This window comes from Sediminicola arcticus, from assembly GCF_040566695.1.
In the GTDB taxonomy this organism is placed as follows: Bacteria; Bacteroidota; Bacteroidia; order Flavobacteriales; family Flavobacteriaceae; genus Sediminicola; species Sediminicola arcticus.
In genome coordinates, this window is record NZ_JBEXAE010000004.1 from 230,474 (window position 1) to 255,140 (window position 24,667).

At 37.3% G+C, this 24,667-nt stretch carries 20 protein-coding genes; 8 read left to right on the forward strand and 12 right to left on the reverse strand.

All coding sequences use genetic code 11. The annotated features are described in order from the left end of the window. Window positions 1-80 precede the first annotated feature (80 nt). Genes ABXZ36_RS10255 through ABXZ36_RS10275 form a run of 5 tightly spaced genes read right to left on the reverse strand, consistent with a single transcriptional unit; the run spans window position 81 to window position 5,039 of the window. Complete coding sequence (locus ABXZ36_RS10255; RefSeq protein ID WP_354615428.1) at window positions 81-563, reverse strand: ABC transporter ATPase; 483 nt, start codon at window positions 561-563, stop codon at window positions 81-83. A 12-nt stretch (window positions 564-575) separates the two neighbouring features. Beyond that, window positions 576-1,367: a (Fe-S)-binding protein gene (locus ABXZ36_RS10260; protein WP_354615429.1), complete on the reverse strand. Its 792-nt coding sequence runs from the start codon at window positions 1,365-1,367 to the stop codon at window positions 576-578. A 16-nt stretch (window positions 1,368-1,383) separates the two neighbouring features. Further along, window positions 1,384-2,709 (reverse strand): 4Fe-4S dicluster domain-containing protein, encoded by a 1,326-nt coding sequence (locus ABXZ36_RS10265; protein ID WP_354615430.1) that lies wholly within the window; start codon window positions 2,707-2,709, stop codon window positions 1,384-1,386. 3 nt (window positions 2,710-2,712) lie between these two features. Next, the gene (locus ABXZ36_RS10270) at window positions 2,713-3,678 is read right to left on the reverse strand and encodes an MlaD family protein (protein ID WP_354615431.1); all 966 of its coding nucleotides are present in this window, start codon (window positions 3,676-3,678) and stop codon (window positions 2,713-2,715) included. A 56-nt stretch (window positions 3,679-3,734) separates the two neighbouring features. Continuing rightward, window positions 3,735-5,039, reverse strand: a complete 1,305-nt coding sequence (locus tag ABXZ36_RS10275) for an N-acetylmuramoyl-L-alanine amidase family protein (protein ID WP_354615432.1) — start codon at window positions 5,037-5,039, stop codon at window positions 3,735-3,737. A gap of 233 nt (window positions 5,040-5,272) precedes the next feature. On the opposite strand from ABXZ36_RS10275, the gene ABXZ36_RS10280 reads away from it, so the two are divergent. Both ABXZ36_RS10280 and ABXZ36_RS10285 read left to right on the forward strand, forming a co-directional pair. Then, on the forward strand, window positions 5,273-7,993 hold the full coding sequence (locus ABXZ36_RS10280) for a putative LPS assembly protein LptD (RefSeq protein ID WP_354615433.1): 2,721 nt from the start codon (window positions 5,273-5,275) through the stop codon (window positions 7,991-7,993). Between the two features lie 33 nt (window positions 7,994-8,026). Continuing rightward, window positions 8,027-8,407: a RidA family protein gene (locus ABXZ36_RS10285; RefSeq protein WP_354615434.1), complete on the forward strand. Its 381-nt coding sequence runs from the start codon at window positions 8,027-8,029 to the stop codon at window positions 8,405-8,407. Here ABXZ36_RS10285 and ABXZ36_RS10290 read toward each other — a convergent pair. From ABXZ36_RS10290 to ABXZ36_RS10305, 4 genes are all read right to left on the reverse strand, one after another. Continuing rightward, a complete protein-coding gene (locus ABXZ36_RS10290) occupies window positions 8,400-9,251 on the reverse strand; it encodes an N-acetylglucosamine kinase (protein WP_354615435.1) in 852 nt (283 codons plus the stop codon). The genes ABXZ36_RS10285 and ABXZ36_RS10290 overlap by 8 nt on opposite strands. Window positions 9,252-9,327: 76 nt before the next feature. Further along, the gene (gap, locus tag ABXZ36_RS10295) at window positions 9,328-10,329 is read right to left on the reverse strand and encodes a type I glyceraldehyde-3-phosphate dehydrogenase (RefSeq protein ID WP_354615436.1); all 1,002 of its coding nucleotides are present in this window, start codon (window positions 10,327-10,329) and stop codon (window positions 9,328-9,330) included. A gap of 17 nt (window positions 10,330-10,346) precedes the next feature. After that, window positions 10,347-11,333, reverse strand: a complete 987-nt coding sequence (gene pfkA, locus ABXZ36_RS10300; RefSeq protein WP_354615437.1) for a 6-phosphofructokinase — start codon at window positions 11,331-11,333, stop codon at window positions 10,347-10,349. A 154-nt stretch (window positions 11,334-11,487) separates the two neighbouring features. After that, window positions 11,488-15,864, reverse strand: a complete 4,377-nt coding sequence (locus ABXZ36_RS10305) for a translocation/assembly module TamB domain-containing protein (protein WP_354615438.1) — start codon at window positions 15,862-15,864, stop codon at window positions 11,488-11,490. 138 nt (window positions 15,865-16,002) lie between these two features. Here ABXZ36_RS10305 and tsaD point away from each other — a divergent pair, with 138 nt between their 5' ends. The 5 genes from tsaD to ABXZ36_RS10330 all read left to right on the forward strand — a co-directional run bounded on the left by tsaD (window position 16,003) and on the right by ABXZ36_RS10330 (window position 21,103). Further along, window positions 16,003-17,025 carry a tRNA (adenosine(37)-N6)-threonylcarbamoyltransferase complex transferase subunit TsaD gene (tsaD, locus tag ABXZ36_RS10310; RefSeq protein WP_354615439.1) on the forward strand — a complete coding sequence of 341 codons (1,023 nt, stop codon included), beginning with the start codon at window positions 16,003-16,005 and terminating at the stop codon, window positions 17,023-17,025. Between the two features lie 130 nt (window positions 17,026-17,155). Beyond that, the gene (locus tag ABXZ36_RS10315; RefSeq protein WP_354615440.1) at window positions 17,156-17,860 is read left to right on the forward strand and encodes a 16S rRNA (uracil(1498)-N(3))-methyltransferase; all 705 of its coding nucleotides are present in this window, start codon (window positions 17,156-17,158) and stop codon (window positions 17,858-17,860) included. 299 nt (window positions 17,861-18,159) lie between these two features. Then, window positions 18,160-18,810 (forward strand): DUF4159 domain-containing protein, encoded by a 651-nt coding sequence (locus ABXZ36_RS10320; protein ID WP_354615441.1) that lies wholly within the window; start codon window positions 18,160-18,162, stop codon window positions 18,808-18,810. 3 nt (window positions 18,811-18,813) lie between these two features. Then, window positions 18,814-19,914: an AI-2E family transporter gene (locus ABXZ36_RS10325; protein WP_354615442.1), complete on the forward strand. Its 1,101-nt coding sequence runs from the start codon at window positions 18,814-18,816 to the stop codon at window positions 19,912-19,914. Between the two features lie 58 nt (window positions 19,915-19,972). Continuing rightward, the gene (locus ABXZ36_RS10330; protein ID WP_354615443.1) at window positions 19,973-21,103 is read left to right on the forward strand and encodes a THUMP-like domain-containing protein; all 1,131 of its coding nucleotides are present in this window, start codon (window positions 19,973-19,975) and stop codon (window positions 21,101-21,103) included. A 1-nt stretch (window position 21,104) separates the two neighbouring features. On the opposite strand, the gene ABXZ36_RS10335 is transcribed toward ABXZ36_RS10330, so the two are convergent. Then, on the reverse strand, window positions 21,105-21,833 hold the full coding sequence (locus ABXZ36_RS10335) for a M15 family metallopeptidase (RefSeq protein WP_354615444.1): 729 nt from the start codon (window positions 21,831-21,833) through the stop codon (window positions 21,105-21,107). A gap of 82 nt (window positions 21,834-21,915) precedes the next feature. Here ABXZ36_RS10335 and ABXZ36_RS10340 point away from each other — a divergent pair, with 82 nt between their 5' ends. Then, window positions 21,916-23,019: a glycoside hydrolase family 130 protein gene (locus ABXZ36_RS10340; RefSeq protein ID WP_354615445.1), complete on the forward strand. Its 1,104-nt coding sequence runs from the start codon at window positions 21,916-21,918 to the stop codon at window positions 23,017-23,019. Window positions 23,020-23,091: 72 nt separating this feature from the next. Here the strand turns inward: ABXZ36_RS10340 and ABXZ36_RS10345 are convergent, their stop codons facing one another. Then, on the reverse strand, window positions 23,092-23,931 hold the full coding sequence (locus ABXZ36_RS10345; protein ID WP_354615446.1) for a sugar phosphate isomerase/epimerase family protein: 840 nt from the start codon (window positions 23,929-23,931) through the stop codon (window positions 23,092-23,094). 19 nt (window positions 23,932-23,950) lie between these two features. After that, on the reverse strand, window positions 23,951-24,667 hold the full coding sequence (locus tag ABXZ36_RS10350; protein ID WP_354615447.1) for a gluconate 2-dehydrogenase subunit 3 family protein: 717 nt from the start codon (window positions 24,665-24,667) through the stop codon (window positions 23,951-23,953).

Here is a 24,667-nt window from a genome sequence, read left to right on the forward strand (position 1 = left end):
CTTAAGTAAAAAGATAATAATAAACACGCTGCATGTCATAAACTTAGAGACATTTATGACTTAAAATGTAGGGATTAGAATTACATAAAACGGCCGTGCCAGCTTTCTTCGGCGGGCACCTCCCAATGATTTTCGTATTCCAACTTATTGGTGACTAAATTATTGAATACGATGGTATTTTTTGAGACCGATTTATTTTTGGCCATCTTTTTAAAATCAATCAGGGTCTTATAGGCCACAAACTCTCCTTGCTTGTAAGAAACGTTCATTTTATCCAAAAGATCAATATCGTATTTCTTTTCCAAAGCTTGTATAAACCTAACGGAGGCGTCAATGGAACAGCCAGAAGCCGAGGCATTGGTTTGATCTAAAGCTATTACAATAAACCTATTATAACGTATCTCATAGCCAGCTTTCAACTCGCTTCCGTGGGCGGTCCATTCTTTGATAAATACCTCCAGACCCGCTTTCACTTCTTCCAATTCCTCAGCATTGAAGCTTCTACTGGCTTGATAGATCCATACCCTTGAAGTTTCTGATAATGAATTGAATTCTACTAACATTTGTTGTTTTTTTTATAAATCTTCGGCCGTAGCAATTAGTTCAGCAATATCCATTACTACCACAGCACCTTCTTGTTCCTTATTCTTTACCCCATCGGTCATCATGGTATTACAAAATGGGCAACCCGCTGCAATAATTTCAGGTTTTGTTTCAAGAGCCTGTTCGGTTCTTTCTATGTTGATATCCTTATCTCCCTTTTCTGGTTCCTTAAACATCTGCGCCCCTCCTGCGCCGCAACACAATCCTTTTTTCTTGCAGTTCTTCATTTCTACAAGTTCGGCATCTAACTTTCTGATCAGGTCTCTTGGAGCTTCATAGACATTGTTTGCCCTTCCCAAATAGCAAGGATCATGAAAGGTAATGCGCTTTCCTTTAAACTGTCCGCCTTCCATGGAGATCTTTCCCTCATCCAATAACTGCTTTAGAAATTGAGTGTGGTGTACAACCTCATAATCACCACCCAATCCAGGATATTCATTCTTAAGGGTATTAAAGCAATGAGGACAGGCGGTTACCACTTTTTTAATTCCATAACCGTTCATTACTTCAATATTGGTAGCGGCCTGCATCTGGAACAAAAATTCATTTCCTGACCTTTTGGCCGGATCACCAGTACAACTTTCCTCTGTTCCCAAAACAGCAAAACTCACTTTTGCTTTGTTAAGGATTTTTACAAATGCTTTTGTGATCTTTTTTGCCCTATCATCAAAACTTCCTGCGCAGCCCACCCAAAACAATACTTCCGGTTGTTGACCAACAGCAAACAGCTCAGCCATGGTTGGCACTTTTAGTTCGTTACTCATATTTTCAAGCTATTTTTTATGATTCTTTTGCCCAGTTTAGCCTATCCATTTGATTAAATGGCCAAGGGGCTCCATTGTTTTCAATATTGCCCATCATATTGTTCAAATCTGATGGTGCCGCGGACTGCTCCATAACCAGATATTGCCTCATGTCCATAATAATAGATAAAGGATCTATACTTACCGGACATGCTTCTACACAGGCATTACAAGAGGTACAGGCCCACAATTCTTCATGGCTAATATAATCACCTAATAATTCCTTCCCGTCCATTTTAAACTCGCCCTTATTGGCATCCATATTTTTTCCCACTTCTTCCAACCGATCTCTGGTATCCATCATGATCTTTCTAGGAGAGAGCTTCTTGCCAGTCTGGTTCGCTGGGCACTCACTAGTGCACCTTCCACATTCTGTACAGGTGTAGGCATTTAACAATTGGACCCAATTGAGATCCATGACATCAGAGGCGCCAAATTTTACCGGAGGTTCTGCCCCCTCTACCGGAGCAGCAAATGGATCAGCTGTAGGATCCATCATTAGTTTCACCTCTTTGGTAACAGCCTCTGAATTAACAAACTGCCCATTTGGTCTTAATTTACCAAAATATGTGTTTGGGAATGCCAAAAGAATATGTAAGTGTTTTGAATAGTATAGGTAATTTAAGAATAATAAGATGCCCACAATATGAAGCCACCATGCACTCCTTTCTACTATGACCAAGGAAGGAATACTCATTCCGTCAAAAATAGGCGCTAAAAGCTGACTTATAGGAAAAGAACCCGCTTGGGTGTAATGCTCCGCTCCCAATTGTTGTAATTGAAAATCTGCTCCATTCATTGTTAAGAACAAGAACATCAGAACCAGTTCTATGTAAAGGATAAGGTTGGCATCATTCTTAGGCCAACCTTTCATTTCAGGTTTAAAAAAACGTTGGATTCGGACGACGTTTCTTCTAAACCAGAAAACGACTACCGCAACTATAACTAGAAAGGCCAATATTTCAAAGGACGCTATTAAAAAATTATAGATACTCCCTAGGGGAGCAAAAATGCGATGAGTCCCTAATAGTCCGTCTATTACAATTTCTAGTACTTCAATATTAATAATAACAAAACCAACATACACAATAACGTGCATGATCCCAGCAATAGGCTTCACAACCATTTTAGTCTGGCCCAAAGCTATTTTGGCCATATTCTTCCATCGCTGCGGTTTGTTATCACTAACATCCAAATCTTTACCCAAACTAATGTTACGGGATAATCTTTTTACATTTTTCGCAAAAAATGTTATTGCACCTACAAGTATAATTGCAAATAAAATATTGGGAAGGTACTCCATATCCTAATTCTTGTTGTTTTCAGCCGGATCATTTTCCGGTACTGTATACTCTTTTTGTTTTTTACCAAAAACAGAAACGTTAACGTACCGTTTTGGATTTAATCGGAAATCTTGTAAAAGCAGATCTAACTCTTTGGTGGCATTGGACATGTTATTGTAGAGTTCTTCATTTTCCATTAGTTTACCTAATGTTCCTTCTCCTTTTTCGATTTTTGCTAACAACGCATCTAAATTTTTAATGGTGCCCTGCAAGCTTTCCATGGTCTCTGCTATGCCTGAATTAGCAATGGAATCGGATAATTTGGAGAAATTTCCGGTAATATTGCTCAAGTCATTAATGGAACTATTGAGTTTATCTTTGTTACCGGCTAACAATTCATTCATGGCATTGGCACTGCCCTGAAAGCTGCGAACCAAGATATTCAACCCACTTATGCTTTCCCTTAAATCTTTTTTTGTCCTATCATCAAGGATCTCGTTGACGTTGATAAAAAGGGAATCAGCGTTCGAAACCGCATCTTCTAACTTCAATTGCAATGGACCTAGCTTCTGTTGTACCAAATCCGTAAGTCCTGGTTTAGTCTCTGTAGAGAGTGTATCTCCAGATTTTGCCCTTGGAGCATTATCGAAAACTGGCTTTATTTGTATTCCCTTACCGCCAATGATGCCAGTATCATAAAGTTCTGCTTTGCTATTTTTAGAAAATTGGAATTTGTTATCTACAGAAAAAGTGACCAGTAACAATCCAGATGTGTCTTTAAACCTAATATCATTGACCTTTCCTACAGCGAAACCATTTATGGATACCTGGGTACCAGGTTGGAGTCCTCCTACATGCTGGTATACGGCGTAAAAGGTTTTACTATTATCAAAAATTGGTGAAGATTTTAAATAACTAAAACCTAAAACAAACAACAAGATACCACCCAAAACGATGATTCCTGTCTTAATTTCCCTAGATATTTTCAAAGAGGTCGATTTACTGTTCTTAACAAAATTAGAAATAATTTTTAGAAGATATGCTATTATTCAGATACGTATTTCAAAGCTTCGTCTAAAGATATACGCTTTCCTTCCTTGTACGCCACCACATAAGAACTGGTATACCCCTTAGCATCGGCATTGGACTTCAATAGTTTGGCATCAAAATAAGACTCAGCATTGCCATACATATATCTGTAAAGACTGCTAACCGGTTCTTTCGAAAGTTTGTTTAGTCCCTTAAAATTTTCCGAATTCAACGGTATTTCCTTGGAACTGGCAAAAAGTTGCACTTTAAAAACAAGGTTGCTTTTCTTTTTAAATTCTATAGGATCTGTACCTTCTTCTTTTGAATTTTCCGTAGCTATTGCTTTTGGCTCCGCTGGGGATTCTTTGCTTTTTTCCACTGTCTCTTTAGGATTTTCAGGGGTGCTTACTACTTGTTTCACCCTTGCCATTTCTTCTTTTGGCAATGACTTTTTAGGGACCTCTAGTGGCTTTTTCACTTCTACCTTAGTGGTTACAGCAACATTTGGCGCTCCCTTTTTAATATACTCCATTGCGGTATTACCATTAAGGGTATTCTTATAATCCAGAATGGCAGCAGCAATGGCACTTCCCATATCGGTCTGCCCCTTGCCTGAATTTAAATAGGCACCCTCCGTTTTATTGGTTAGAAATCCCGTTTCTACTAAAACGCTTGGCATAAAGGTTTGATGCAAGACTATAAAACCAGCCTGTTTTACTTTTCTATCCACACGTTGTAATTTCTTTGTGAAGTTATCCTGGATCAATTTCGCCAAAGAAACGCTCTGATCTAGAAATTCCTCTTGCATTATAGTGAACCCTATAACAGATTCTGGAGAATTAATATCATAGCCTGCATACCGAGTCTCATAATCATCTTCCAAATAGATTGCCGAGTTTTCCTTTTTCGCAATTTCAAAATTTTGTTTATTGGCATGTAACCCAAGAACAAAGGTGCCTGCTCCGTGGGCATCAGAATTATGAGAATCACAATGGACAGATACAAAAAGATCTGCATCGGCATTATTGGCTATTTGACCCCTAACATAAAGATCAACAAAGGTGTCGTCCTTTCTAGTATATAGCACTTTAACGTTCGGGTTCTTCTCTAACAATTTACCGACATTTAAAACAATGTTCAGCGCTATATTTTTTTCTAGGTATCCGTTGCCCAAGTTACCAGGATCATGACCGCCATGACCGGCGTCTAAAACTACAACAAATGCTTTTTCTTTGTGGCTTTTATCTTCTGGCAATCTAAAGGCTGACAATAAAAAAGCTAATACTAAAAAAGTGATTACATAAAAACGTTTATACCCCATATATTTAACCATAATGCTATTATACTTACTTTTAAATTTTTATACTATATTTTTTCAATTCCTCCAGAATTAGGTGGTATTTTTGGCAATTCCTGAAACCTTAAACCATTAAAGCTTGTGAGTTTTAAATATGGTTAAATTTATTGTAATCAGGTACAGGAGGAACAAAAAATATATGTAAGTTTGGTTTCCAAAAATTAAGCCAAACTATTACAAAAATAGGATTTAAAGTCTTGCAATCAAACAAACATCATTTACTTTTGTATTTCCTGTTATTGCTAACGGCAACTTCTTTGTTTGCACAAGATTTACCAGTACCCCCTATTGCCATAAAAGCCGTACAAGACACTGTTATCCCCTCCTCAATTCCCAAAACCACAATTCGTGATACCATAGTGAAGGATACAGTGCTTAAAGACACTTTGCCCAAAAAGGAGCCCATTTTATTAGATAAAATAAGATATACAGCTAAAAACTACGCAAAACTCAGTCAGAAAGACCATAAAATATACCTGTACAACGAGGCAGAAATCTATTATCAAGATACCGAACTTAAAGCGGGTGTCATCATTATGGATTATGAAAAAAACGAAGTGTATGCCGGAAGGATAAAAGACTCCACGGGAACCTATTCCCAAATCCCTTATTTTAAGCAAGGGAGCAATGAAGTTAGACCCGATTCCATCCGATTTAATTTTGATACTCAGAAAGCATTGATCTTCAATTCCCGTTCAGAACAACAGGCAGGATTAGGTCAGCTGGGAAGTGATGCCATGAAAGTTTATGCCCAGATCACCAAAAAAGAAAACGATTCTGTTTATTTCTTGTATGAAGGAAAGCTAACCACCTCCAAGGACACCATAGATCCAGATTATTATATTCGTATTAGGAAGGCAAAGTTTGTACCTAAAAAGAAAATTATAGCGGGCTACAGCAATATGTACATTGCCGATGTCCCAACACCTATTGCATTACCTTTTGCCTATTTTCCATTAACCCAAGGGAGTGTAGCAGGATTATTGTTTCCAACCTTTGGAAATGACCCCACAAGGGGATACTTTTTGCAAAATGGAGGGTATTACGTTCCCGTCAATGATAATGTAGATTTAAGTATTACAGGGGATTTGTATTCCAATGGAAGTTATGGGCTTAGAGGGGAATCCCTATACCTAAAGCGCTACAAGTTCAGGGGAAATGTAAATATTAGGTACGAAAACATCATTAACAGCCAAAAGGGTTTCGATGATTATTCCAGATCCACCAATTACAATATCCAATGGTCACATTCCCAAGATACAAAAGCAAGTCCCAATACTAGGTTTTCGGCTTCGGTCAACTTTGGTAGTAGCCAATACTACAGAAATTCTTTAAATCAGTTTAACGTTCCTAATACACAGAACAATAACCTATCATCTTCCATATCCTATTCTAAGACGTTTCCAGAATATCCGTCTGTAAATATGAGCATCACGGCCACGCACAACCAAAACACAAATACAGAAGCGGTAAACCTAACGCTTCCTACGCTCACCACTAGTGTAGAGCGTATCTTTCCTTTTGCCAAACGAGACGGAATAAAAAAAGGAATTATACAGAATATTAATTTTCAATATAATCTTAGAGCAGAAAACAGAATTGCAACCACAGATTCACTTTTTTTTACTTCTAAAATGTTTGAAGGCGCAAAAGTAGGTGCCCAGCATAGCATACCTATAAGCACCAACTTTAAAGTCGCTAAACACTTCAGTGTTACAGTTGGCGCAAATTATAATGATGTGTGGACGCTACAAACCTACGAAAGGAAATATGACGAAACCGCAAGACGTGGCGTAGTTACAGACACCATCTCTGGGTTTGACAGATATGGTGAATACAATTTAAGTGCTAGTTTAGGAACTACCTTATATGGTACTTTTGACTTTGGGGAGGACAAAAAAATACAGGCCATTAGACATACCATGAGACCTTCTATGAGTTATGGATATACGCCTGCCTTTGACAAATATTACCAGGATTACCTGGACGAAACCGGAGACCAAATTCTTAATGCCAATGGGGACATACAAAGATATAGTAGGTTTGAACAAACCCTTAATGGTGCACCAGGACTCAACAAATCCAGTGCTATGAGCTTTAATTTAGCCAATACCTTTGAGGCTAAGGTGAGGGATAAGGACTCTACTAAAATTGAGCCTAAAAAAGTTTCCTTACTTAACAACTTTAATCTATCCACAGCCTATAATTTTGAAGCGGATTCGTTAAAGCTAAGTCCATTGAACATTACAGGAGGAACCACCATTCTCAACAATAAAATGGCTATTAACTTTTCTTCCAGTTTGGATCCTTACGCTATAGACAACAACGGCACACGAATAGAAACTTGGAATAAAGACAATGGAGGTAGCCTCTTTAGATTGACCAGAGCTAATGCCAATGTAAGTTATAGCATTAGCAGCACTAGCTTTGGCAAAAACAAAAAAGAAGAAAAAGAAGAGCCTTTAGATGATTATGTTGCTTCTAGTGGGGGCCGTTCAGATGATCTATTTGGTAGGTCAGATAGCTTTGGCCAAAGAAATAGTCTTAGAGGTAATGAAAACAAAGAACCTACAGAAACAAGCAATTATGGAAACAAGATACCTTGGGACCTTCGCTTGGCATACACGGTAACCTACAACAATAACAACAGGCAGAATGACATTACGAATAACTCTTTAATGTTTTCTGGAAATATAGACCTTACGCCTATGTGGAAGGTTGGGGTTTCCTCCGGATATGATTTCAAAAACAAGGGCTTTACGATAACCCAATTGCGTTTTGAACGTGACTTGAAAAGTTTTAGATTAAATTTTGATTGGACTCCCTTTGGAACCTATGAGCGATGGTATTTCTTTATTGGAATAAAGAGTTCCTTACTTAAGGATCTTAAATGGGAAAATAGAAGTCAGAGACGTTAAAAAAATATACTACTAACACAGATACACCCGAGGATGAAAAAAGTAATCACCACCACTAATGCACCAGCTCCTATTGGACCTTACAACCAAGCCATTTTAACTGGTAATACACTTTATATTTCTGGACAAATCCCCATGGATCCAAAAACTGGAAAACTGATAGAGGGCGATATTAAAAAAGAAACTTCACAATCTATGGAAAATTTAAAGGCCATTCTAACCGAAGCTGGAATGACCTTTGAACATGTTGTGAAATCTTCCATATTCGTGAAAGATATGCATCAGTTTGCGGCTATCAACGAGGTTTACGGTGCGTATTTTAATGCAGAAACTGCACCAGCCCGTGAAACTGTGGAGGTATCCAATTTACCTAAGTTTGTAAATGTGGAGATCTCCATGATTGCCATTAAATAGTTTCCTTATGAAATTCCATTAGTCCCTCAATAGGTCTTTGACGAATTACACCCAAAATTAAATCATTCCGATCCAACACAGTCGCCAATTCATCCCTTAGGTAGTAGGCTATACTACCTACAAAATTGACAGGAACTTTTGTGGCCAATTCAAACTGCATAATATAGTTGTTCACAAATTGCTGTAACCCCTTGTCTATTACCCCGCGACAATACGGATGTTCCTTATTTTCAATAATAAAGCGGGCAAATTTGGCCAAATACGTATTTGGGTTGGGCTGTTTATATAAGTTTTCCTTGATCACGTCTGCATCCAGATCATATTCCTTGGCAAACTTAATCCCCAGTGCCTGTGGCATTTTATGGAAATAATAATCTCTTAAAAGCTTTCTTCCAAAGAAATTGCCGCTACCATCATCCATTAGAATGTATCCCAAAGAAGTTACTTTCTGTATCAATTGGTGACCGTCGTAATAGCTACAATTAGAACCTGTACCTAAAATACAAACGATTCCTTGATGCCCAATTTTGGTAGTAGCGTAAATTGCTGCAAAAGTATCTTCTTTTACTTCAATTTTAGCATTGGGAAAGAAGTCTTTAAAAATACCCCTCAAAAATAATTTCATGCGGTCCGTACCACATCCAGCACCATAAAAATATAGGCTAGTTACATTATCCTTATTCTTTGAGATTTCGAAATTATTGGCCAAACGATCTTCTATCACCTGCCTGGTCAATACCTCTGGACTCAATCCTAAAGTTTGAGTGTTGAACAATTGCTCCCCCTTCTCATTAAGGGCAATCCAATCCGATTTTGTAGCGCCGCTATCAACAATTAATATCATAGGCCCATATTTAAAAAGAAACCTGAAAATGAACTAAACGTCCACCTTCAGGAATTCTTTGGATTATACATTATTCTTAAAGGCTAGAAACGTACTCTGCCAAGTCTACCAATTTGTGTGAATATCCTGTTTCGTTATCATACCAAGATACTACTTTAACAAATTTTGAGCTCAATTCAATTCCAGCCCCCGCGTCAAAAATACTTGTACGAGTATCTCCTATAAAATCTTGAGAAACCACTGCTTCCTCTGTATAACCCAAAATTCCTTTTAATGGTCCTTCAGAAGCGGCTTTCATGACTTTTTTAATCTCTTCGTAAGACGTTTCTTTTACCAATTTTACCGTTAAATCAACTACAGACACATCTGCTGTTGGCACTCTAAATGCCATCCCAGTTAATTTACCATTTAATTCAGGTATTACCTTTCCTACGGCCTTAGCAGCACCAGTAGAGGAAGGGATAATGTTCAGTAGAGCACTTCTGCCACCTCTCCAATCTTTCCTAGAAGGACCATCAACAGTCATTTGTGTAGCTGTTGTAGCGTGTACCGTGGTCATTAAACCTTCTTCAATTCCAAAATTATCATGTAATACTTTGGCTAATGGTGCCAAACAATTAGTTGTACAAGATGCATTAGATACGATCTTATCCGATGCTTTTGCAGATGTATGGTTAACACCCATTACAAACATAGGAGCGTCTGCAGAAGGAGCTGAAATAACTACTTTTTTGGCACCACCATCAATATGGTATTGTGCAGTTTCTAACGTGGTAAAGATACCAGTACATTCAGCAACGACATCAGTCCCAACTTCATCCCATTTTAAGTTTTTAGGGTCTCTCTCTGCAGTAATACGAATAGTTTTACCGTTTACTATAAGGTTTCCTCCTTTTACTTCAATTGTTCCATCGAATTTACCGTGAACAGAATCGTACTCCAACAAATATGCAAGATGATCTACATCCAACAAATCATTGATAGCTACTATATCTACATTATCTCTTTTTACCGTAGCCCTGAAGACCAATCTTCCTATTCTTCCGAATCCGTTAATTCCTATTCTCAAATTTGACATTTCTTTAATTTTAATTTTTACGTTGTCATTATTTCGGAGACTCTCATGAGTTCCAAATCTATTTTAGTATGCCCTTTAATGGCCTTACTTATAGGGGTCATTGTGATTTTATTATCTTGAATACCAACCATAAGATTAGTTTTTCCCTCTAAAAGAGCCTCCACTGCCCTAACACCCATTCTACTAGCCAAAACCCTATCGAAACATGAAGGGGCCCCCCCTCTTTGCATATGGCCTAACACGGAAACCCTAACATCGTAGATTGGCAGGTGAGTCTCTACATATTCCTTAAGTTCAAAAACATTTTTACCTGTTTTATCTCCTTCAGCAACCACTACTATACTGGATGACTTACCAGATGCTTTACTTCTCTTAAGAGATTCTAACAACCGCTCTAATCCCAGATTCTCCTCGGGAATCAATATTTCTTCCGCGCCTGCACCTACACCGGCATTTAAAGCAATATGGCCAACATCCCTGCCCATTACCTCCACAAAAAATAATCTGTTGTGAGAACTGGCAGTATCTCTAATCTTATCAATTACATCTACTACTGTGTTTAAGGCAGTATCAAAACCTAACGTAAATGTAGTGCCGAAAATATCGTTGTCTATGGTACCAGGTATACCTATTACGGGGAAATTAAATTCTTGGTTAAAAATCAAAGCTCCCGTAAAACTACCATCGCCACCAATAACCACTAATGCATCAATTCCTGCTTCCGTTAATTTGTCATATGCTTGCTGACGTCCTTCTTTGGTCATAAATGCCAAAGAGCGCGCCGACTTAAGTATGGTTCCTCCCTTATTTATAATATTGTTTACACTACGGGCGTCCATTGGTTTAAAATCACCCTCTATCATCCCTTCATATCCCCTGTAAATACCCATACATTCTACTTTCAAATATGCACAAGTACGGACAACCGATCGAATGGCAGCGTTCATTCCCGGAGAGTCACCACCAGAGGTGAATACCCCTATTTTCTTTATTTTTGAAGTCATTAAAATCTTTAAAAAAGTAAAACTAGGAAACTTATTCCAATAAACTAATGCTGTGAGGTCTTAATTTATGAACTGACTAAACCTCAAACGTTTTCGTTAACAATTTTTGTAGATTTAGGTAAATAAGATACGGAAAACTTATAATTTTAAGGAATTAGTAATTCCCGTTTTTATCTGTAAATCGGATAATACTATCCTTTTCTATTATGGCTGCGGAATTTGGTTGCAGTGCCTTTTTTTTGGCTTTCCTTTTATCTTTTCCAAACAATCTGCCTAGCAATTGTTCAAAGGTATTAAAATCAACTTCGTAAGACAAGCCTACTCCTTGCGTATATCCTTGATTATTAGACAAAAACTGTTGAATTTCATTCTCTCTATTGAATATTTTTAAACTGAGGGTTCCCTCTTCATTTAACAATACCTGCACCTCTACATCTCCTGCCACTACAGTTTCGCTAACCCCTCCTACAGGAACACCCAACCTACCATTGATGAGTACTTTATCACTGATCTGGGTAGAAACGGTGACCCCTATCCTGTTTTCTGTCTGTATATCTGCACTTTTAGCAAGCTGCCCCTGTTCATAGGAGAGTCCAAAATCAAACTTATCACTGTTTCCATCAAAAACTTGGTTCAACAATCCCGAGGCAGTTTGTATCAAGTTTCCTGTTACTGCTTGTTGGTTTATCCCGGTTACTTCATTCACAAATGTGCCCTGTGCCATCAAGAAAAAAGCATTCCGCTCCATTACCGTTGGATCTTGAAGACGGTATTGCAACTCCGATTTTACTACGGAATTAGTCCCTGGAAATTCAATATCGAACTTGATTTCTGGACTTTTCAATTGGCCATTCAGTCTTACTACAACATCTGTAGGGATTCTTCTAGTAAAGCCAGGATCGTCTAAAAGGGGCGCAGGGTTTGCATTTAATGAATATACCGCTTCCATATTTAAGGTCGCATCCAAAGGTTCACGCTCCCATACAACACTACCCCCTGGTCTCACTTTAAATCTTTTATCGATTACTCCTCCAAATTTATAGTAAAATTCTCCTGTCACAACCACAAAATCTCCATACATATTGAACTTTCCTAAGGTATTTATTTCGATTAATAAGATACCTTCTCCTGTTCCCTTAAGAGAACTCCCCGTTTTTTGGTCAACCACAATTTCCACCTCAGCCTCCGGAGTTACCAACAGGTCAAACTCTAGTTCCAACCCTTCAGTTGTTTTAAGAGTTCGTTGCGCCTCAATTGATTTTTTACTGTTCTTTTCAATAAAAGTAATGAATGAGAAATCGCCCACACTAGCCACATCACTCAATGGGATTTTTAGTGAAGTACCCCTTGCGGTGCTACCATTTACCTTTATGGTCAATGCCTTAGTAGATCCGTATATTTCCCCTGTACCATTCAAAAATCCAGTACCGTAATACAACTCATCTTCATCATACGGCTTATCCAAGATCATGAACCGATCATTTTTGGTATCTACTTTTAAATCCAAATTCCATTCTTTAAAAGCTTGATGGGTAATCCTACCATCAATGGTGGCTCGGGTATTTTGTGATATATCCGTTAAACCAATATTTTCAAAATAAAAGGTTTGGTCGTACAAGCGCACTTGCGAATTAGGGGCAAAAGCATAATCTACATTTAGATACGGGATGGCTATGCCTGCATTGTTCAATGAAAGTTGCCCATTAATATCCAGATTATTTAAATCTCCTGTTATTCTGGCATTCCCAGAAATATCCCCTCTTATGTGATCAATGACGCCTTCCCCCAAGGGACTAAAAGGTTCCAAGTTGAAATTATTAAAATTCACCAAAAGATCTGCCTGGGGAGTTTCTGTTTTATTGGATATTTTACCAAACACACTCATTTTATCAACGCCCCGATCAGCTAATTGAGCATTGACCACAAAATCTGTCAAATCCTGATTTCCCACAATACCAATAGAAAGATCCCCTTGTTGGATGTCATTTACAGCAAAATTACGGATATCCAAATTGGAAGAGGGCAGGTAAATCCCATCCTTTTGTCTTATGTTTAAAACACCATTTACCTCTCCTTTTAAGTTTAGGCTATCTATGTTGGGGGTTATCTTGTCTAATGAAACAATCTTAAACTGGAGTTCTAAATCCTTATAGGTAGAATCTGCCAATTGTCCCTTTAGTCTGATTTGTTCATTTTCTTCATTGTTCATCACAATTTCCTCAATCGTAATACTATCCAATGTCCTATTTATAATAACCTTATTCTTGTTATTGCCATCATTGTTTAGCACCCAAGTATTGCCCTTAAAACTAAGGTCGGATTTTTTTAGCCCAATGACCGACTTCTTGAGGTTATTGAAGGTGTGGTAAAAATTAAGGTTATAACTGTCATTGTATTCACTGCCTCCCTTAAATTCAGTTCTAAAGAACAACGTATCGTTGATAGTGGTGTTAATTAAATTAAAGTCTTTTACATCGTAATACTTTGTGGACACATCGGCAATAGAAACAAAGGTATTGAAGAGTGGGTTTTTGTTATCTACCTTCACATCAATATCATCAAGCACATTCCCAAAAGCGGTAATACTTGGAGATTTAAAGGAAAGTTTAAAGTCTCCTTCATCTGCAATAACGCTTCCCTTAATAAAGGTATTAGAGCCAAATTCCACTTCCGGAAAAAAGACCTCAACAATCTTATTATAAATTTTAAAATTAAATGCTATGCGTTGACCATCAGAAATCTCAAATGGTTTATAATTAGTGTAGACGCTTCCAATGGCATTTTGCACTAGTTTACTCAATTCATTTACCTTAAAATTCCCTCTGAGATATCCTGTAATGATGTCCGGAGAGTTTATATCTATAACCCTAACCGTATCTTGTTCAAAAGTTGAAGAAATCTTAAAATCATTGAAATAATAGATTTCATTCTTATTTTCATAACTGGTCTTTGAAAAATTGATATCACCAATAAAGTTGTCTAAACTATTTCCAGAAACGTCCATAGCTATGTTTCCCTTAAAAATAGAGACACTATCCTTTATAAAATTTAACTTTTTAAAGTCGGCATAAGCCACGGTGGCCACAAAATTAAAATTATTGCGCCTTTCCTTTAAATCAGCGAGCCCCTTAAACTCAAATTGGAAGTTCTCATCTGCAGACACCAAAGACCCATCGAACAATTGGTCCTTAAAAATCCCAGAGACGTTGATGCTTTTATAGTTGTAATCGTTAAATTCCAAAGTATAGACCTCCCCAGTTACTTTTGTATTCAATGTTTCTTGAACAAAACCCTTACCTTCCACATTGACATCTAAATTGGTCAGACCCAACTTTTCGTTATTGACTATTTCTCCTAAATTAAAATCGATCAGAGAAACAAATCCCTTATAAGAGGCATTGTCTATATCATCAATATCTGTTAGGGTTAGATCTGCATAACTGCTGCCAATTAGGGTATTGATATTCACCTTTGCCTCAATGACCTTTTGGGTGATTCCTGCTGTTCCCCTAATCGTAAATTGACCCAATTTTTCAAATAGAGAAGGTATGTTATCGCCTAGGATTTTAGGCATTAAAGACCTTAATTCGTAATAACTTGAGGTTACATTCCTCATTTGGGCATTAATCACGAAGGGATCAGCGGAGGAAAAAAGATTTTTAAAATTAAAATCGCCCCGTACACCGGTATTATCAGATTGCAAAAAAAGATCGGTGGTATTTAAATCGTTCAATACGCCATTCACGTTAGCGGAGAAAAAGGCCTCTTTCCCTTTGCCAAACTCACCGTACAATAAATTTACCTCATCAAATGATACGGTCGATTCATCGAATACTGCAGTGATATTTACTTTATTTAGAAAGTCTGAGAAGTCTTCCCTATTGTAGTTGAACACCAGGTTACCTTTGATGTTAGATTTAGATGTTTTAATATGGAGTAAATCAAACCTCATCTGTTGCTTGGAATATTTGAAGGATGTCTCCAAATTTTCAACTTGAAGTCCACTTTTACTTGAAAATGACATATTCTGAATCTCTGAAGTCACTTCTGGGCCTACGATCAGAAAATCATTTGCGTTTATGTTTAGATCCCTAAAATCAAGGACCTCATTGGTCTTCTTATTTTCATCAGTCAACTTAAAACTACTATTGGATATTTTCACATCAGAAGATGAAAAATAAAATGGGGGCGTTCCTGGATCCCTAGGTTTTTTATCATCCAACTTATCTATAAAAACTTCTAAGTTACTACTAGTCTCCCCTTTGTAGGTTTTTAGTTTAAAGTTGAGCTTTTCTACTTCTATATCTCCAAACTCCAATTTTCCATTCACCAGATTTCTTATATTGAGTATGGAGGTGGAAAGCCGATCTATATAAAATAAGGTGTCCTTTTGATAATCCTTCACAAAAACACCCTTTAAAGAAGTATCCCAAGATATGAGTGAAAACTTTAGCCGGTCTATTTGAATATTTGTCCCAAATTCTGAATTGATACTATCTGTGGCAAATTTTGCTAATCTTGTCTGAACCATGGGCAAAGACAATATAGCAGTACCTAGAACAGATATCAGCAGGAATACCAATAGTATCCTAAGGAGTATTTTTCTTAATTTTTTGATAGGATTTTATTGTTTTACCTTTGTTGCTTTCAAATTTTATTCCAAAACTACGTGGAACATCAAAATATATATATTCTTGCCATAGAATCTTCTTGTGATGATACTTCAGCTGCTGTTTTACACAACAACAAGAAACTGAGCAATGTTGTAGCAACGCAGAAAATACATGAGGAATTCGGGGGTGTTGTTCCCGAACTTGCCTCAAGAGCCCACCAACAAAATATAGTTCCGGTGGTCCATCAAGCGTTGGCCAAAGCAAATATCGATAAAAAACAATTATCAGCCATAGCTTTTACACGCGGTCCTGGGCTAATGGGATCTTTATTGGTAGGCACCTCCTTTGCGAAATCTCTAGCATTGGGTTTAGACATCCCATTAATAGAGGTAAACCACATGCAAGCCCATATATTGGCGCACTTCATTGATGAAGAAAATAGTCCAAAACCACAGTTCCCATTTTTAGCTCTTACCATTAGTGGTGGACACACTCAAATAGTATTGGTAAAAGGGTATTTTGATCTTGAAATCTTGGGTGAAACTTTAGATGATGCGGTTGGAGAAGCCTTTGACAAAAGCGCAAAAATTTTAGGCCTCCCCTATCCTGGAGGACCTCTCGTGGACAAATATGCCCAGTTGGGCAATCCTAAGGCCTTTCCTTTCCCAAAACCAAAAGTAAAGGATCTCAATTTTAGTTTCAGTGGACTTAAAACTAGTATCCTTTACTTTATACAAAAACAAGTGAAGGAAAATCCAAATTTTGTTGAAGAGAATATGAATGACATCTGTGCTTCAATACAATTTACTATAGTAGAAATTCTGATGAACAAACTTAAAAAGGCAGCTAAACAAACAGGAATTAATCAAATTGCTATTGGAGGGGGTGTATCAGCAAATTCAGGTATTCGAAAAGCACTTAAAGATGCGGAATCCAAATATGGTTGGGCAACCTATGTTCCTAAATTTGAATATTGCACGGACAATGCCGCAATGATTGGTATTGTTGGGTACTTAAAATATTTAGAAGGTAAGTTTAGTGACCAAAGTATTACCGCTAAGGCACGTTATGTAATATAGATGCTCATAGCTGTCATACTATGAGGTATTGACATCAAAAAGAAGGGATACCTTATCACTGTTTTAGGATTATTTTACCAAAAAAACATGAGGTCTTGCTATTATTAATCAAGATAAAAAGCATCAAATTATGCAGCTCTTTTACAATCCAGAAATAAATTTAGAAACAGAACAGTTTACTTTCCCAACAGACGAAAGCAAGCATATTGTTAAAGTATTACGAAAAAAAACAGGGGATACGCTTCAGATTACTAACGGCCGAGGCGATATGTTCCAAGCAGAAATTCTATTTCCTGACCAAAATAAATGTAAGGCCAAGATTATTGATAAGGAACATACCCAGCCTAAAGCCTACAGACTTCATATGGTGGTTGCGCCCACAAAATTAAACGATCGGTTTGAGTGGTTTTTAGAAAAAGCAACGGAAATAGGTGTTCATGAAATAACCCCCATCATATGTGACCATTCTGAAAGAAAGATCATCAAAAAGGATCGGATGGAAAAAGTGATACAATCTGCCATGAAACAATCACTTCAAACGTATCTACCGGCCTTAAATGAAGCAGTATCCTTCAAAGAATTCATGACAACATCCCTTGGAGGAGACCTATTTATAGCTCATTGCGAAGAAAACGAGAAAACGGAACTCAATGTGCGCACTAGACCAAATAAACAAATTACGGTACTTATAGGTCCGGAAGGGGATTTTTCTACCAACGAAATAGAATTGGCACTAAAAAAAGGGTTCTTGCCAGTTGCCCTAGGAGAAACAAGATTGCGTACGGAAACCGCGGCTATAGTCGCCTGCACTACAGTAGCCTTAATTAATCAATAAAAAATTCCGCACTTCAAATTATAAATAATTGGAAATGCGGAACCACAATAAACACTTACTAAATTATCCGGCAAAACAAACACCAGATAATACCTTTATAATAAGCCCCTGTTGGCCATAAAGTAGGCTTCACACTACATAGAAGTAACATGTCTCCTATTTAAAGAATAAAGCTACCTAATGCTTTTTTGACTTATCAAATTTCTGAATAGCACCTAACTTTAAAACTATTAAGGCACATTGATTTTTTAGACCTTCTTTTATTAGTAAATTTGAAGTACCTAAAGGTACATAACTCTATGAAAAAAATTGGTTTTTTGACTATATTTTTAACTTTTTTTGTGAGTTTTAATATTGAGGCTCAGGAAATTGCAGTTTTAAAATACAATGGTGGCGGGGATTGGTACGCAAATCCTACGGCCCTACCAAATCTGATTAAATTTTGCAATGAAAAGATTGGAACAAAGCTCAGTTCTAAGGTTGAAACCGCAGAAGTTGGGGATGTTACTATCTTTCAATATCCCTTTTTACATATGACCGGACATGGTAACGTATTCTTTTCTCAAGAAGAAGCTGAAAATCTAAGGACGTATTTACTCTCTGGTGGATTTTTACACATTGATGATAATTACGGCATGGAGCCTTATTTAATAAAAGAGCTTATAAAAGTATTCCCTGAAAAAGAATTGGAAGAATTGGGAAAGGAGCATCCTATTTTCCAAACACAGTTTAATTTTCCTGCTGGTTTACCAAAAATCCATGAACATGATGGGAAACGACCACAAGCCCTTGGAATAGTCCACAATGGACGTTTGGTCTTGTTATTTACATACGAAAGCGACCTAAGTGATGGGTGGGAAGATGAGGCTGTTCATAATGATCCCGCAGAAGTAAGGCTGAAAGCACTTCAAATGGGTGCTAATATTATTTCTTACGTCTTTAAAAGTTAAACTATGACATCAAAAACAATTGCCTTTGGTATTATAAGGGCTGTGGTTATAATCACAGGCATCCTAGTTTTGCTTTATTTCCTTTACACCATCCAATCTGTTATCGCCTATCTAGCCATCGCAGCAGTTGTAGCATTGATAGGAAGACCTATCGTTTTATTATTAAGAAGAAGATTGAAACTGCCCAATACCATAGCTGTAATACTAACCATGTTATTCATGATTTCTATTTTTGCAGGAGTGGTTGCACTCTTCGTCCCTTTGATCTCAGAACAGAGCAAAAATCTTTCACTTTTAGATATTGATAACTTACAGAAAAGTCTCAATTCTCTTTATTTGGAAGTAACACAATATTTTGGAGCCTCCCCTAATGTGGTCAATGAAATGATAGAGGAAGCAAATATTGAAAAAAATATTTTGGAAGGCATGAATATGGGGTTCATTCCAAATTTCCTGAACTCCTTTGTCGATGTTCTCAGCACGGTGAGTATAGGGTTGTTTTCTGTTCTATTTATATCCTTCTTTTTTCTAAAGGACAGCAAATTATTCCAAAGGGGTATTCTTGTATTTATACCAAATAATAAAGAAAGTGGAATGATCAATTCCATAGAAAAAATCAAGAATTTACTGTCCAGATATTTCGTTGGACTCCTATTACAAATATTTATACTCTTCGTTATTTATACCATTGTTTTACTTATCGTTGGAATCCAAAATGCTGTGGTCATTGCCTTCCTTTGCGCCCTATTTAATATCATCCCATACTTGGGTCCTATTATTGGTGCGACCATCATGGTGATACTTACCATGACCAGTAATTTAGGAGCAGATTTTAGTGCTCTGGTTTTACCAAAAACAGGATGGGTTTTATTGGGATTTGGCATAGGTCAATTGGTAGATAATTTCTTCTCTCAGCCCTTCATTTTTTCCAATAGTGTGAAGTCTCATCCCCTTGAAATTTTCTTAGTCATTATTATTGCCGGACTCCTGTTTGGGGTGGTAGGAATGATCATTGCAGTACCTGGTTATACGGCTATTAAGGTAATTTTAAAAGAGTTTTTTGCCGATAACAAGATTGTAATATCACTTACAAAAAATTTATAGCTTTACTTTGAATAAAAATATATTAGACACTGGTACACAGAAATTTATAAATGAAAATATGAATACTGACATCGTGTCAGTATTGCTTAAAAAGACTGCTTTTGGAGGAGTAGCTATTAAAGAATTGGTACAGCAGATCGAAGCCAAAAAAAAATGTTACACAAAGCTTCCTACTTGGTTTCGTACCACTGGTATTTACTATCCGGACAAGCTCAACATTGAACAAACATCGTCAGAAATTACGGCTCAATATAAAGCTGATTTAGTCAACGGAAAATCATTAATAGATCTCACTGGCGGATATGGTGTAGATGGGTATTTTTTTAGCAAAATAATTGGACAAATTATCCATTGTGAAATCAATATAAAGCTGTCCGAAATAGCCTCATATAATTATGAAGTATTAGGGGTTAAAAACATTCAATGCATCCCAGAAAATGGAATTGAATTTTTAGCAACTACCAGTCAAAAATTTGATTGGGTTTATGTAGATCCATCGCGAAGAAATGATGCAAAGGGAAAAGTTTTTATGCTTTCGGATTGCCTTCCCGACGTGCCAAAAAATTTATCCCTACTTCTTGATAAAGCTCCAAATGTTTTAATTAAAACTTCTCCCCTTTTAGACTTTACAATTGGTTTAAACGAGCTACAACATCTAAAAGAAATTCATGTAGTAGCAGTTAAGAATGAGGTCAAGGAATTACTCTGGATTTTGGAAAAAGATTATCGTGGGGAGAGAGGTATCAAAACTATCAATATAAATTTAAATAATGATGAGAAATTTGAGTTTGAATGGGGCAACGAAAAACGAAATATATCCCAATTTGGTCCACCACAAACGTATCTTTATGAACCTAATGCAGCCATTTTAAAATCGGGGGCCTTCAAAACAATCGGGAATTCTTACAGACTAAAAAAACTACATGCGCATTCACATTTGTATACCTCTGAAAACTTAGTTGTTTTCCCAGGCAGGTCCTTTATAATCGAAAAAACGATCCCTTACAACAAAAAAGCGCTTCAACACCTTGGCATAAAAAAGGCGAATATATCCACGCGGAACTTTCCAGAGAGCGTTGCGAATATTCGGAAGAAACACAAAATAAAAGACGGAGGGGATATCTTTTTGTTCTTTACCACTAACCATGACGGCAACTTGTGTGTACTCCAATGCTCTAAAAACAAGTGATTTAGTCTGTACACTCCCATTTAAAATTGGCGACTTTGTCATTGGTCGCTGCTGAAAGATTGTAATGCCACCATTCTGTTCGTATGGACCAAAATCCATGAGACTCCATAGTTTCTTTCAATAGCTTTCTATTGTCCAAAATAACCTTTGGCAAGTCATAATTATCGTGATAAGCCCTTTTGCCAAAAAAGTCAAAATCAGTTCCCATATCCAATTCCCGCCCATCTAAAGTAGCTAAAGTAATATCCACAGCACCCCCTTTATTGTGAATGGAACCTTTTACAGGATTGGCAACATATTGGGGATTGGGCACTATCGCCCACATCTTATATTGCACCGAATTTGGTCTGTAACAGTCGAAAAATTTAATTTTAAAGCCCTTTTTTATTAATTCCTCATTGGCAATAAGCAAGGCTTTTGCTGTTTTTACCCGCGTATAACACTCCGGACAATCGTAGACCTTAGACTTTAAAAAATTATTGGTTGTCGCATATCTCAAATCATACATAAAATCATTGCTGTAATCAGCTAAACGCACAAAGGTGGTATCTGCCAGCACCCTTAAAGGCGGAACTCTTTCAGCAGGTTTAGATACCACTTCAGTTTCCTTAACCAGAACTTCCTGCTTTGACTTAATAATTTCTCCCTTTTTAGGCGCTACCTCTTTACATCCCATTAAAATTATGAGTGTAAACGCATAGATTACTCTCAAATAAGGTAAATTGCCCATAATTTTTTTAAATAAAATAAACCGTTGGCAAAATACACCAATCATTTGGATCAATAAAAAATTCAACCTTAGATATAGTCTTATGAAATCAATAAAAGCAACATCTTTTATCCTGTTGGTATGTTCCTTGTTAATTCAGTGCAAAACCAATGCCCAAGAAAAATGGATGTTGGGTTTTGAAAAACCAGCACAAAACCCCATTATGCAAGCTGATTCTAGTTTTGTTTTCAATTGTCCCATGGAGGAAAAACTGGTGCAGTGGCAAAAGGCAGATGTCTTTAATCCCGCGGCGATTGTACGAAACGATACCGTTTTTGTCCTTTTTAGGGCTGAAGATAATCCCGACGCAATCTTAGGCGGCAGAACTTCCAGAATTGGTTTAGCTTATAGTACCGACGGAATAGAGTTTACCAAATATCCCGAACCTGTTCTTTATCCTTCCAAAGATGACAATTTAAAATATGAATTTCCTGGAGGGTGTGAAGATCCAAGAATCGTGGAAAAGGAAGATGGAACTTATGTAATCCTATATACCAGCTGGAACAAGGATACTGCCAGACTCTCTAGTGCGACCTCAAAAGATTTAAAAACTTGGACCAAACATGGCCCTGCCTTTGAAGATGCTTATGACGGTAAATTTCTAAACGTTTGGAGCAAATCTGGATCAATCGTTACAGAATTGAAAAATGGTAGAATTATTGCTAAGAAGGTAAATGGAAAATATTTGATGTATTGGGGAGAACTCTTTGTTAACCTTGCACAATCGGACAACCTAGTAGATTGGGAACCTATGGTAGATAAACAAGGAGAACTCATAAAAGTCTTTGAACCAACCTTAGGGGAGTTTGACAGCCATCTTACAGAACCAGGACCACCGGCATTATATACGGAAAATGGTATCCTATTATTATATAATGGCAAAAACCTACAAGGAGAAGGCGCTAGTACAAAGGTAGCACCTAGTACTTACTGTGGCGGGCAGGTCTTATTTGACAAGGATGACCCAACCAAAATGCTTGATCGATTAGAAACTCCTTTTATTTGTCCTGACCTACCGCATGAAACTTCTGGTCAGTATGCCGCAGGAACTACCTTTATAGAAGGGTTGGTCTATTTTAAAAACAAGTGGTTCCTTTATTATGGAACAGCAGATTCCATGGTTGGCCTTGCCATTAAAGAGAACTAATTTAATGGTTCAACAAAAGTAATATCTAAAAAAGGGCTTCAATTGAAGCCCTTTTTTATTTGTGACCCATCCTTAAAGACCTTTCAGATACTCTAAACTTTGGGGTACCTGTTCTACTACTCTAGATGATTCGTCCTCAATAAATAAATAGGCTACGCCTATCTTCTTCGCTTCTGCAAGAAGTGCTGCAATATTTACTTCCCCGGTTCCTAAAACAACATTAGTTTCCACATTGGCATGACCAGTATCATCTTTTGGTGTCCCTATTGCCATATCCTTTAGGTGCATCAGTACAAATTTTGAGGAATACTTTTTAAGTAACTTCAAAGGGTCTTCACTAGCGTGTTGCACCCAATAGACATCCATTTCAAAATTAAAATGAAGTGCCTTTTTAGCCATATAATCAAACAAAGTTTCAGTCTTATAAGGGCGAAATTCATAACCATGAGGGTGATATACTAATTGAAATCCGTTTCCCTTAAGCATCTTTCCTGCAATATTAAAAACGGAAATTGCATTTTGAACTTCATTTATTCCAAATGCATTTCTAGAATGAGGGATCCATGAGCACATCACATAGGTTGCACCAAAGACTTTCGCGCGCTCAAGAACAACTTTTGGGTTATCTCTCAGTTCTTCAAAAGTCGCCCCTACACTAACAACCTTAAGATTGTTTTTATTTAATAAGTCTATGAAATCATCAACGGGCATTCCATACGAATCACCTCCTTCTATAGATCTTATTCCCCAATCGCTAATCATTTTCAATGTTCCTGACACATCGGTCTTAAATTGCTCCCTAAGACTATACAACTGCAACCCTATCTCTTGGGCTTCCAGCTGGGAAGCATTGAGCAGTCCAAAAACCAAAAATGCAATCCAAGAACAAAAAGAGACTCCTTTTTTCATCATAAAACGGTATTTTAGATCCCTAGGTTAACAGGTTTCCATTCTCATCCCATTCTGCTATATCCCCCCTTTTACTTTGATCAACGCATTTGGCCAACCAAGCATTGTCATAGGCAACCCCGTGTTGTTTAAGAACATCTGCTGGCACGCCATCCCAAACATTGGGCATATTGCCTTTATAGCCCAAATCTTCTATACCCATTTTGGAGGTATAATACCCTGTGAGGCTTAAATTACGCATCAAGGAAAAAAATTGTATTTCTAAGGGCTGTTCAGCATCTGAAATAGTAGTATCCGGATAGGCTATACTATCCAAAATCTGTTTTTGTTGTTCTGAGGTGGAAACTATAAATTCTGTATTAAATTCTGTATTGCATTTATGGTCCAACCACATTAACCCTCCTCTAAGTGGCACCTGGAAAGGCGGATAATCCTTGCTCATAAATTCAATGAAATCTGGTGCCCCCGCATCTGTAGCACTTCCAAATTTCTCATTGGCAGGCAATATTACCGCACAGAGTACTTTTATAGTGTCCATTTCATGCTCATTAAAAAATTGCTCAGAATTCAATTCATCAATAAGTTCTTTTTCTTCTGGAGTCCGACCAAAATACTTTTCTGCAGACTGAGCTATTGCTGCCTCTGTCTCTCCATCAGTTCCCGGTTGGCACCCAGTAAGCACCAAGCCACCGGCCACCGATCCAAGAAAAATTGATTTTATACTTTTTCTCCTATCCAT

Bases quoted from the DNA above. Each gene is read 5' to 3' on its own strand.
- ABXZ36_RS10255 (WP_354615428.1), bottom strand. From the start codon at position 563: ATGTTAGTAGAATTCAATTCATTATCAGAAACTTCAAGGGTATGGATC.
- ABXZ36_RS10260 (WP_354615429.1), bottom strand. From the start codon at position 1,367: ATGAGTAACGAACTAAAAGTGCCAACCATGGCTGAGCTGTTTGCTGTT.
- ABXZ36_RS10265 (WP_354615430.1), bottom strand. From the start codon at position 2,709: ATGGAGTACCTTCCCAATATTTTATTTGCAATTATACTTGTAGGTGCA.
- ABXZ36_RS10275 (WP_354615432.1), bottom strand. From the start codon at position 5,039: ATGGGGTATAAACGTTTTTATGTAATCACTTTTTTAGTATTAGCTTTT.
- ABXZ36_RS10285 (WP_354615434.1), top strand. From the start codon at position 8,027: ATGAAAAAAGTAATCACCACCACTAATGCACCAGCTCCTATTGGACCT.
- ABXZ36_RS10290 (WP_354615435.1), bottom strand. From the start codon at position 9,251: ATGATATTAATTGTTGATAGCGGCGCTACAAAATCGGATTGGATTGCC.
- gap (WP_354615436.1), bottom strand. From the start codon at position 10,329: ATGTCAAATTTGAGAATAGGAATTAACGGATTCGGAAGAATAGGAAGA.
- pfkA (WP_354615437.1), bottom strand. From the start codon at position 11,333: ATGACTTCAAAAATAAAGAAAATAGGGGTATTCACCTCTGGTGGTGAC.
- ABXZ36_RS10305 (WP_354615438.1), bottom strand. From the start codon at position 15,864: ATGGTTCAGACAAGATTAGCAAAATTTGCCACAGATAGTATCAATTCA.
- ABXZ36_RS10315 (WP_354615440.1), top strand. From the start codon at position 17,156: ATGCAGCTCTTTTACAATCCAGAAATAAATTTAGAAACAGAACAGTTT.
- ABXZ36_RS10320 (WP_354615441.1), top strand. From the start codon at position 18,160: ATGAAAAAAATTGGTTTTTTGACTATATTTTTAACTTTTTTTGTGAGT.
- ABXZ36_RS10325 (WP_354615442.1), top strand. From the start codon at position 18,814: ATGACATCAAAAACAATTGCCTTTGGTATTATAAGGGCTGTGGTTATA.
- ABXZ36_RS10330 (WP_354615443.1), top strand. From the start codon at position 19,973: ATGAATACTGACATCGTGTCAGTATTGCTTAAAAAGACTGCTTTTGGA.
- ABXZ36_RS10335 (WP_354615444.1), bottom strand. From the start codon at position 21,833: ATGGGCAATTTACCTTATTTGAGAGTAATCTATGCGTTTACACTCATA.
- ABXZ36_RS10340 (WP_354615445.1), top strand. From the start codon at position 21,916: ATGAAATCAATAAAAGCAACATCTTTTATCCTGTTGGTATGTTCCTTG.
- ABXZ36_RS10345 (WP_354615446.1), bottom strand. From the start codon at position 23,931: ATGATGAAAAAAGGAGTCTCTTTTTGTTCTTGGATTGCATTTTTGGTT.
- ABXZ36_RS10350 (WP_354615447.1), bottom strand. From the start codon at position 24,667: ATGGATAGGAGAAAAAGTATAAAATCAATTTTTCTTGGATCGGTGGCC.